The following is an 8,655-nucleotide window of genomic DNA, read 5'->3' on the forward strand; positions in this document are numbered from 1 at the left end:
TGCGGTTCCGCTCCAGGCGCGTGCCTCGTTCCTCGGCCCGCACCCTGCGCTGCACCTCCGGCTCAGGCGACCAGCGAGCGCAGCACGTACTGCAGGATGCCGCCGTTGCGGTAGTAGTCCGCCTCGCCCGGGGTGTCGATGCGGACGACGGCGTCGAAGGCGACCTGCGAGCCGTCGGCCTTCGTCGCCGTGACCGCCACCGTCTCGGGCGTGACACCCTCGTTGAGCGCCGTGACGCCCGAGATGTCGAAGACCTCGGTGCCGTCGAGACCCAGCGAGTCGGCGTCCTGGCCGGCCGGGAACTGCAGCGGCAGCACGCCCATGCCGATGAGGTTCGAGCGGTGGATCCGCTCGAAGCTCTCGGTGATGACGGCCTTGACGCCCAGGAGCGCGGTGCCCTTGGCGGCCCAGTCGCGCGACGAGCCGGAGCCGTACTCCTTGCCGCCGAGCACCACGAGCGGGGTGCCTGCCGCCGCGTAGTCCTGCGCGGCGTCGTAGATCGTGTCCTGCGCGTTCTTCACGAAGTTGAAGGTGAAGCCGCCCTCGACTCCCGCGCCGTCGTTCTCGGCGGCCAGGAGCTGGTTGCGCAGGCGGATGTTCGCGAACGTGCCGCGGATCATGACCTCGTGGTTGCCACGGCGCGAGCCGTAGGAGTTGAAGTCGCGGCGGTTCACGCCGTGCTCGGCGAGGTAGACACCCGCCGGGCTGTCCGCCTTGATCGAGCCGGCCGGGCTGATGTGGTCGGTCGTGACCGAGTCACCCAGCTTGGCGAGCACGCGGGCGCCGGTGACGTCGGTGACGGGCTCCGGCGTCATGCCCATGCCGTCGAAGTACGGGGGCTTGCGCACGTACGTCGACTCGGGGTCCCAGGCGAACGTGTCGCCCTCGGGGGTCTCCAGCGCGGCCCAGCGCTCGTCGCCCTTGAACACGTCGGCGTAGTCCGACTCGAACATCTTGCGGTCGATCGAGGACGCGATGGTCGCCTCGACCTCCTCCGGCGAGGGCCAGATGTCGCGCAGGAACACGGGGTTACCGGCCTCGTCGCGGCCCAGCGGGTCGTGCTCGAAGTCGAACTCCATGGTTCCGGCCAGGGCGTACGCGATGACCAGCGGCGGGGAGGCCAGGTAGTTCATCTTGACGTCCGGGTTGATGCGGCCCTCGAAGTTGCGGTTGCCCGACAGCACCGAGACGACCGACAGGTCGTGCTCGTTGACGGCCTCGGAGACCTTCTCGTCCAGCGGGCCGGAGTTGCCGATGCAGGTGGCGCAGCCGTAACCGACCAGGTGGAAGCCCAGCTTCTCGAGGTACGGCCAGAGGCCGGCCTTCTCGTAGTAGTTGGTCACGACCTGCGAGCCCGGCGCCATGGAGGTCTTGACCCACGGCTTGGACACGAGGCCCTTCTCGACGGCGTTCTTGGCCAGGAGCGCCGCGGCGAGCATGACCGAGGGGTTCGAGGTGTTGGTGCAGGACGTGATCGAGGCGATCGCGACCGCGCCGTGGAACAGCTCGAACTCCTTGCCCTCGCTGTTGGTGACGTGCACGTGCTTGCGGCCGTTGGGCGAGACGGCCGGCGAGTCGGACGCGGGGAACGACTCCTTCTCGGCCTCGTCGACGCGGTCCTTGACCTCGGGCGCGTAGTTCGGCAGGTCACGCATGAACGCGGACTTGGCGTTCGACAGCTCGATGCGGTCCTGCGGGCGCTTCGGGCCGGCGATCGAGGGCACGACCGTCGACAGGTCGAGCTCCAGGTACTCGGAGAACACCGGCTCCGGCGAGTCGGCGTCGAGCCAGAGGCCCTGCTCCTTGGCGTACGCCTCGACGAGCGCGAGCTGCTCCTCGGCGCGGCCGGTCAGGCGCAGGTAGTCGATCGTGACCGAGTCGATCGGGAAGATCGCGGCCGTCGAGCCGAACTCGGGCGACATGTTGCCGATGGTGGCGCGGTTCGCGAGCGGCACCTGGGCCACGCCCTCGCCGTAGAACTCGACGAACTTGCCGACCACGCCGTGCTGGCGCAGCATCTGCGTGATCGTGAGCACGACGTCGGTCGCGGTCACGCCGGCCGGGATCGAGCCGTTCAGCTTGAAGCCCACGACGCGCGGGATGAGCATCGAGACGGGCTGGCCCAGCATCGCCGCCTCGGCCTCGATGCCGCCGACGCCCCAGCCCAGCACGCCCAGGCCGTTGACCATGGTGGTGTGCGAGTCGGTGCCGACGCAGGTGTCGGGGTAGGCCCGCAGGGCGCCGTCGACCTCGCGGGTCATGACCGTGCGGGCCAGGTACTCGATGTTGACCTGGTGCACGATGCCGGTGCCCGGCGGGACGACCTTGAAGTCGTCGAACGCCGTCTGGCCCCAGCGCAGGAACTGGTAGCGCTCGTGGTTGCGCTGGTACTCGAACTCGACGTTGCGCGCGAAGGCGTCGGCGCGGCCGGCGACGTCGATCTGCACGGAGTGGTCGATGACCATCTCGGCGGGGGCCAGCGGGTTGATCCGCGTCGCGTCGCCGCCGAGGGCCGCGACGGCCTCACGCATGGTGGCGAGGTCCACGACACAGGGCACACCGGTGAAGTCCTGCATGATCACGCGCGCCGGCGTGAACTGGATCTCGGTGTCGGGCTGCGCGTCCGGGTCCCAGGACGCGAGGGCGCGCACGTGGTCGGCGGTGATGTTCGCGCCGTCCTCGGTGCGCAGGAGGTTCTCGGCGAGGATCTTCAGGGAGTACGGGAGACGCTCGGTCCCCTCGACCGCGCTGAGCCGGAAGATCTCGTAGGACTTGCCGGAGACCTCCAGCGTTCCCTTTGATCCGAACGTGTCCACGGTGCTCACTCGGGCTCCTTCTGCGGGGCTGACGGTGCGTCGGCTCTCACAGGCGCGGTCGTCGCGCGAAGGAGCCGCCGCATGGGTTCCAGGGGGCTTCACCCAGCCTAGGCCGGGCTGCTCGGCCCAGCATAACGCACTTATCTTGACGTCAAGATATCTGCCGGCCGGGCACCCGTCTGCGGCTGGCCGGCCCGCAGGGTCGCCAGCACCCGCTCCGCGATCCGCGCGTTGCCCGTGTCGGTCGTGTGGACGCCGTCGGCGTGCACCAGGCCGCCCTGGACGATGTTGGGGTCCAGGAGCGAGACGTACGTCGCCTCGTTCGCGGCCGCGGCGGCGCGCACCGCGCTGTCCAGGGCACGCGCCTCCAGGCCGATCGCCCGCGGAGTCGAGGGTCCGACCGCCACGATCTCGGCGTCCGGGAACCGCAGCGCGGCCAGGGCGTACGTGTCCGCCACCGCGTCGAAGACCCGTGCCGGGTCCCTCCGCATCGCCTTGAAGTCGTTCTGCCCACCGGCGATCACCACGATGTCCACGCTGCCCGGGGGCACCGACCGGAGCTGGGTGGGGTAGTTGTCGCGCTTCGAGTTCCCCTTGACGAACCCGGTGCCGCCGACGGCCACGTTGAGTTCCTGCCAGCCCATCTCCTCGGCCACGCGGGTGCTCCACCGCAGCTCGGGCGACGTCGCACCCTGCCCGACGGTGTAGGAGTCGCCGACGAAGAGGGCCAGCGGCTCCTTCTCGACCACCGGCGACGGCGAGGGCGACTGAGCCCAGACCGACGGCGCGCCCCGCGGTGCGGGCGCCCAGCCCGTACCGCCGACGGCGATGCCGCCGGCCCCGAGGACCATGCCGACCAGCACCGCCACCGCGAACGCCGCCACCACCGACACGGCGATCCCGCCGCCCACGAACCACCGCTTCACGATGCGCATCCTATGCGCTCCGACCTGGCAGTTTTCCCCATCGTTCCGTCAGTCCCGACGGTCCAGCACCGCGACCGCCTCGACATGGTGCGTGTGCGGGAACAGGTCGAACCCGCGCACTCCCGAGAGCGCGTAACCGTGTCCGGCGAGGTATCCGACGTCCCGCGCGAGCGCCGCCGGGTCGCACGCGACGTACACGACGCGGCGCGGGGCGCGGGCGGCGATCGCGTCGACCACCGCTCGGCCGGCACCCGACCGCGGCGGGTCCAGCACCACGACGTCGGCCGCCGGCGCGGTGCTGTCCTCCCCCCGCCCTCCCTCCATCACCCGCTCGACGGCGCCCACCTCGAGCGACACCTGCTCGTACGCGTGCGCGTTGCGACGGGCGTCCTTGGCCGCCTGCGCGTCGCCCTCGACGGCCACGACCCGGCCCGACGGCCCGACGGCCTCGGCGAGCGGCAGCGTGAACAGCCCGGCGCCGGAGTACAGGTCGAGGACGGTCGCCCCGGCGAGGTCGCCGGCCGTCGCGCCGGACGCGTCCAGCACGGCGCGCGTCAGCACGGACGGCGCCTCGCGGTGCACCTGCCAGAACCCGCCGGCCGCCACGCGGAAGCGGTGCGCACCCCACGGCCCGGCCACGAACTCGCTCACGGAGCGGCGGGCGTTCGGCCGGGTGTCGGGCTTGCCACGACGCCAGGGCTCGCCGTCGACCAGCAGCACCGGCTCGCCCTCGGACGGCGCCACCAGCTTGAGCTGCGCGCCCGGCGTCCAGATGCGCGTGAAGACGTCCTCGGCCACGGCGAAGTCCATGAGCTCCGCGGTGGCGAGCGGCATCTTCTTCAGCGCGATGACGCGGTGCCCGCGGTGTGCGCGCTGGCCGGCGTGCCCGTCGGCGTCGGCCACGAGCTCGATCCGGGTGCGGTAGTGCAGGCCGCGGCGCTCGTCGTCGCCGGGCGCCGCCTCGACGGTGACCTCGCTCGCCAGCCACTCGGGATCGATGCGGGCCAGACGCTGGAGCTGCTCGACGAGCACCGTCTTCTTCCAGTGCCGCTGCGCCGGCATGGCGACGTGCGACAGCTCGCCGCCGCCCGCCCCGTCAGGCCCGGCGGCGGGCCAGGCGGGCTCCACCCGGTCGGGCGACGCCTCGAGCACCTCGACGGCGTCGGCGCGCCAGAAGCTCGGGCCGCCCTCGGTGACGCGGGCACGGACGCGTTCGCCGGGCAGGGTGTGCCGCACGAAGACGACGCGGCCGTCCAGGCGGGCCACGCAGTGGCCGCCGTGCGCGACGGGGCCGACCTCCAGCTCGACCTCCGTCCCCACCTCGGGGGCGGGGACGTCGCTCACGCGGCGGCCGCGGTCCGGGCGCGGGGAGCGCTGCGGACGACGGCGCGGGCGGGCGCCCGACTCGGGGTTGGCAGGCGCGGAACGACGGTCGGGGTTGCGGGGCATGCCTCCAGTATCCCCTGGTTACATCCGCCTGCCGTGCATGAAGGTGTCGTCCTCGAGGCCGGTGTGGCCGCGCGACGAGGCGAGCTGCCACGGCACCGACGCCACGACGACGCCCGGCGTGAACAGCAGGCTGCCCTTGAGCCGCAGCGCCGACTGGTTGTGCAGGAGCTGCTCCCACCAGCGGCCCACCACGTACTCGGGGATGTAGACGATCACCAGGTCGCGCGGCGACTCACGGCGCACGGACCGCACGTACTTGATCACGGGCCTGGTGATCTCGCGGTACGGCGAGTCGAGGATCCGCAGCGGGACCGGCAGGTCGAGGGCCTCCCACTCGGCGACGAGCCCGTCGATGTCCTCCCGGTCGACGCCGACGGTGACCGCCTCGATCACGTTGGGCCGCGCGGCACGTGCGTACGCCAGCGCCCGCATGGTCGGCTTGTGCACCTTGGAGACCAGCACCACGGCATGCACCCGGCTGGGCAGCGCGCGGGCCGCCGAGACGTCGTCGAGCGCGAGCTCGTCGCGCACGCGGTCGTAGTGCCTGCGGATCCCCCGCATGAGGACGAACAGGATGCCCATGGCCAGCAGCGTGATCCAGGCGCCGTGGGTGAACTTGGTGATCAGCACGATGACCAGGACCGTGCCGGTCAGCCCGAAGCCCACACCGTTGACCAGCCGCGAGCGCTTCATCCGGCTGCGCACCACGGGGTTCGGCTCGGTCCGCAGCTCCCGGGTCCAGTGCCGCAGCATGCCGAGCTGGGACAGCGTGAACGACACGAACACGCCGACGATGTAGAGCTGGATGAGGCGTGTGGCCTCGGCGTCGAAGACGACGATCAGGACGATCGCGGCGACCGCGAGCGCCACGATGCCGTTCGAGAACGCGAGGCGGTCGCCGCGGGTGTGGAGCTGGCGGGGCAGGTAGCCGTCGCGCGCGAGGATCGAGCCGAGCACGGGGAACCCGTTGAAGGCGGTGTTCGCCGCGAGCACCAGGATCAGGCCCGTGACCGCCGAGACCGCGTAGAAGGCTGGCGAGAAGCCGGAGAACACCGCCTCGGCGAGCTGTCCGATCACGGGGATCTGCACGTAGTGGGACGAGACGGCCGCACCGTTCAGCGTGAGCTGCTCGTGCGGGTCCTCGGCGAACTTGACCCCGGTCGCCTGGGCGAGCAGGAGGATCGAGATGATCATGGTCGAGGAGATGCTGCCGAGCAGCAGCAGGGTGGTCGCGGCGTTGCGCGACTTCGGCTTGCGGAACGACGGCACACCGTTGCTGATGGCCTCGACGCCGGTCAGGGCCGCGCAGCCGGACGCGAACGCGCGGGCCAGGAGGAACGCGCCGGCGACGCCGACGAGGCCCTGGTCGAACGCGGCCTCGCCGGTGAGCTCGAACTCCGCGCTCCGGGCCTGCGGCAGGTCGCCGGCGAAGAAGCGGAACGCGCCGGTGACGATCAGGGCCCCGACGATCGCCATGTAGCAGTAGACGGGGATCGCGAACGCGGTGCCCGACTCCTTGACCCCACGCAGGTTGATCAGGGTGAGCAGCACGACGACGATCACCGCGGCGGTCGCCTCGTGCCCGCGCAGGGCGGGGATGGCCGCTGACGCGTACTGGGCCGCCGACGAGATGGACACCGCGACGGTGAGCACGTAGTCGACGAGCAGCGCCGACGCCACGCCGACGCCCGCCTTCGGGCCCAGGTTGACGGTCGCGACCTCGTAGTCGCCACCGCCCGACGGGTACGCGTGCACGTTCTGCCGGTAGGACGCGACGACGATGAGCAGCACGACGACGACCACGAGACCCACCCATGGCGAGAACGCGACCGCGGCGATACCGGCGAGGGAGAGGGTCAGGAGGATCTCGTCCGGCGCGTACGCGACCGACGACAGGGCGTCCGACGCGAATACCGGGAGGGCGATCCGCTTGGGCAGCAGCGTGTGCCCGAGGCTCTCGCTGCGCATGGGGCGGCCGACCAGAAGTCGTTTGGCCGCATCGACGATGTCCGACACGTTGGAAGACTCTATGCCTGCCGGTAGCCGGTGGCGCACCAAAAGCCCGGACGGCGCGGTAGCGTTCCATCCGTGCACTTCGTGATCATGGGCTGCGGCCGTGTGGGTTCCAGCCTCGCCCAGGAGATCGAGGGCCGCGGACACTCCGTAGCCGTCATCGATCAGAACCCCGACGCGTTCCGGCGTCTTCCCGCGGACTTCTCGGGCAAGAAGGTGACCGGCGTGGGCTTCGACCGGGACACGCTCGTCCAGGCGGGGATCGAGGACACGTACGCGTTCGCCGCGGTGTCCGACGGCGACAACTCCAACATCCTGTCCGCCCGGGTGGTGCGCGAGACCTACGGCGTCGACAACGTCGTCGCCCGCATCTATGACCCGCACCGCGCGGAGATCTACCAGCGCCTGGGCATCCCGACCGTCGCCACCGTGCGCTGGACCGCGGACCAGGTGCTGCGCCGCATGCTGCCCATGGGCGCGACGGACGAGTACCTCGACCCCTCCGGCACCGTCCGCCTCGCGCAGATCGACTACCACCGGCGCTGGGTCGGCCGGCCGGTCCTCCACATCGAGGCCGCGACGGGCGCGCGTGTCGCGTTCGTCACCCGGTACACCTCGGCGGTGCTGCCGACCCCCGACATAGTGCTCCAGGAGAACGACGTGCTGCACGTGCTCATGACGGCGGACAGCTCCGCCGACGTCGAGCGGATCCTCACCGCCGCGCCGCCCGCCGAGGAGGACTGATGCGCGTCGTCATCGCAGGGGCCGGGTCCGTCGGCCGGTCGATCGCCCGTGAGCTGCTGAGCCACGACCACGAGGTCACGCTCATCGACAAGAACGCCTCGGCCATGCGGGTCTCGCAGGTGCCGGAGGCGGAGTGGGTGCTCGCCGACGCGTGCGAGCTCCCGGCGCTGGAGGCCTCCGAGCTGGAGCAGGCCGACGTCGTCGTCGGCGCCACCGGCGACGACAAGGTCAACCTCGTCTTCTCGCTGCTCGGCAAGACGGAGTTCGGCGTGCCGCGCACCGTCGCGCGCGTGAACAACCCGAAGAACGAGTGGATGTTCGACCAGTCGTGGGGCGTCGACGTCGCCGTCTCGACACCGCGCATCATGACGGCGATGGTGGAGGAGGCCGTCGCGGTGGGCGACCTCGTGAAGATCTTCAGCTTCAGCCAGTCGCGCGCCGACATCCTCGAGCTCACGCTGCCCGCCGACTCCCGCGTCGCGGGGACGCGCGTGGGCCGGGTCGTGTGGCCGGCCGACGTCACGCTCGCGACCATCGTGCGCGACGGGCGTCCGCTGGCGCCGAGCCCTGACGACACGCTGGAGGCCGGCGACGAGCTGCTGCTGGTCGCCGGCACGGACGCCGACACGGACGCCCTCCAGAAGCTCCTGGTGCCGAAGGGCTGACTCAGGGTTCACAAGGACGTAGGCGGCCGTAACCCCGGGGGT

6 protein-coding genes are annotated in these 8,655 nt (G+C 71.3%); 2 read left to right on the forward strand and 4 right to left on the reverse strand.

Annotated elements, in window-relative coordinates; genetic code table 11:
* Nucleotides 1-62 precede the first annotated feature (62 nt).
* From acnA to ACFWE2_RS23115, 4 genes are all read right to left on the reverse strand, one after another.
* Nucleotides 63-2,825 carry an aconitate hydratase AcnA gene (gene acnA / locus ACFWE2_RS23100; protein WP_377226549.1) on the reverse strand — a complete coding sequence of 921 codons (2,763 nt, stop codon included), beginning with the start codon at nucleotides 2,823-2,825 and terminating at the stop codon, nucleotides 63-65.
* Nucleotides 2,826-2,956: 131 nt separating this feature from the next.
* On the reverse strand, nucleotides 2,957-3,742 hold the full coding sequence (locus ACFWE2_RS23105; RefSeq protein WP_377226550.1) for an SGNH/GDSL hydrolase family protein: 786 nt from the start codon (nucleotides 3,740-3,742) through the stop codon (nucleotides 2,957-2,959).
* A gap of 48 nt (nucleotides 3,743-3,790) precedes the next feature.
* Entirely contained in the window at nucleotides 3,791-5,191 is a 1,401-nt protein-coding gene (locus tag ACFWE2_RS23110) for a class I SAM-dependent RNA methyltransferase (RefSeq protein ID WP_377226551.1), read from the reverse strand.
* A gap of 18 nt (nucleotides 5,192-5,209) precedes the next feature.
* A complete protein-coding gene (locus tag ACFWE2_RS23115) occupies nucleotides 5,210-7,207 on the reverse strand; it encodes an APC family permease (protein WP_377226552.1) in 1,998 nt (665 codons plus the stop codon).
* 87 nt (nucleotides 7,208-7,294) lie between these two features.
* Between ACFWE2_RS23115 and ACFWE2_RS23120 the strand changes: the two genes are divergently transcribed.
* Both ACFWE2_RS23120 and ACFWE2_RS23125 read left to right on the forward strand, forming a co-directional pair.
* On the forward strand, nucleotides 7,295-7,948 hold the full coding sequence (locus ACFWE2_RS23120; protein ID WP_377226554.1) for a potassium channel family protein: 654 nt from the start codon (nucleotides 7,295-7,297) through the stop codon (nucleotides 7,946-7,948).
* The gene (locus ACFWE2_RS23125) at nucleotides 7,948-8,613 is read left to right on the forward strand and encodes a potassium channel family protein (protein WP_377226553.1); all 666 of its coding nucleotides are present in this window, start codon (nucleotides 7,948-7,950) and stop codon (nucleotides 8,611-8,613) included. Before ACFWE2_RS23120 ends, ACFWE2_RS23125 begins: the two co-directional genes overlap by 1 nt.
* The last annotated feature ends 42 nt before the right edge of the window (nucleotides 8,614-8,655 follow it).

The sequence above is a fragment of the Promicromonospora sp. NPDC060271 genome (genome assembly GCF_042726755.1).
GTDB lineage: Bacteria > Actinomycetota > Actinomycetes > Actinomycetales > Cellulomonadaceae > Promicromonospora.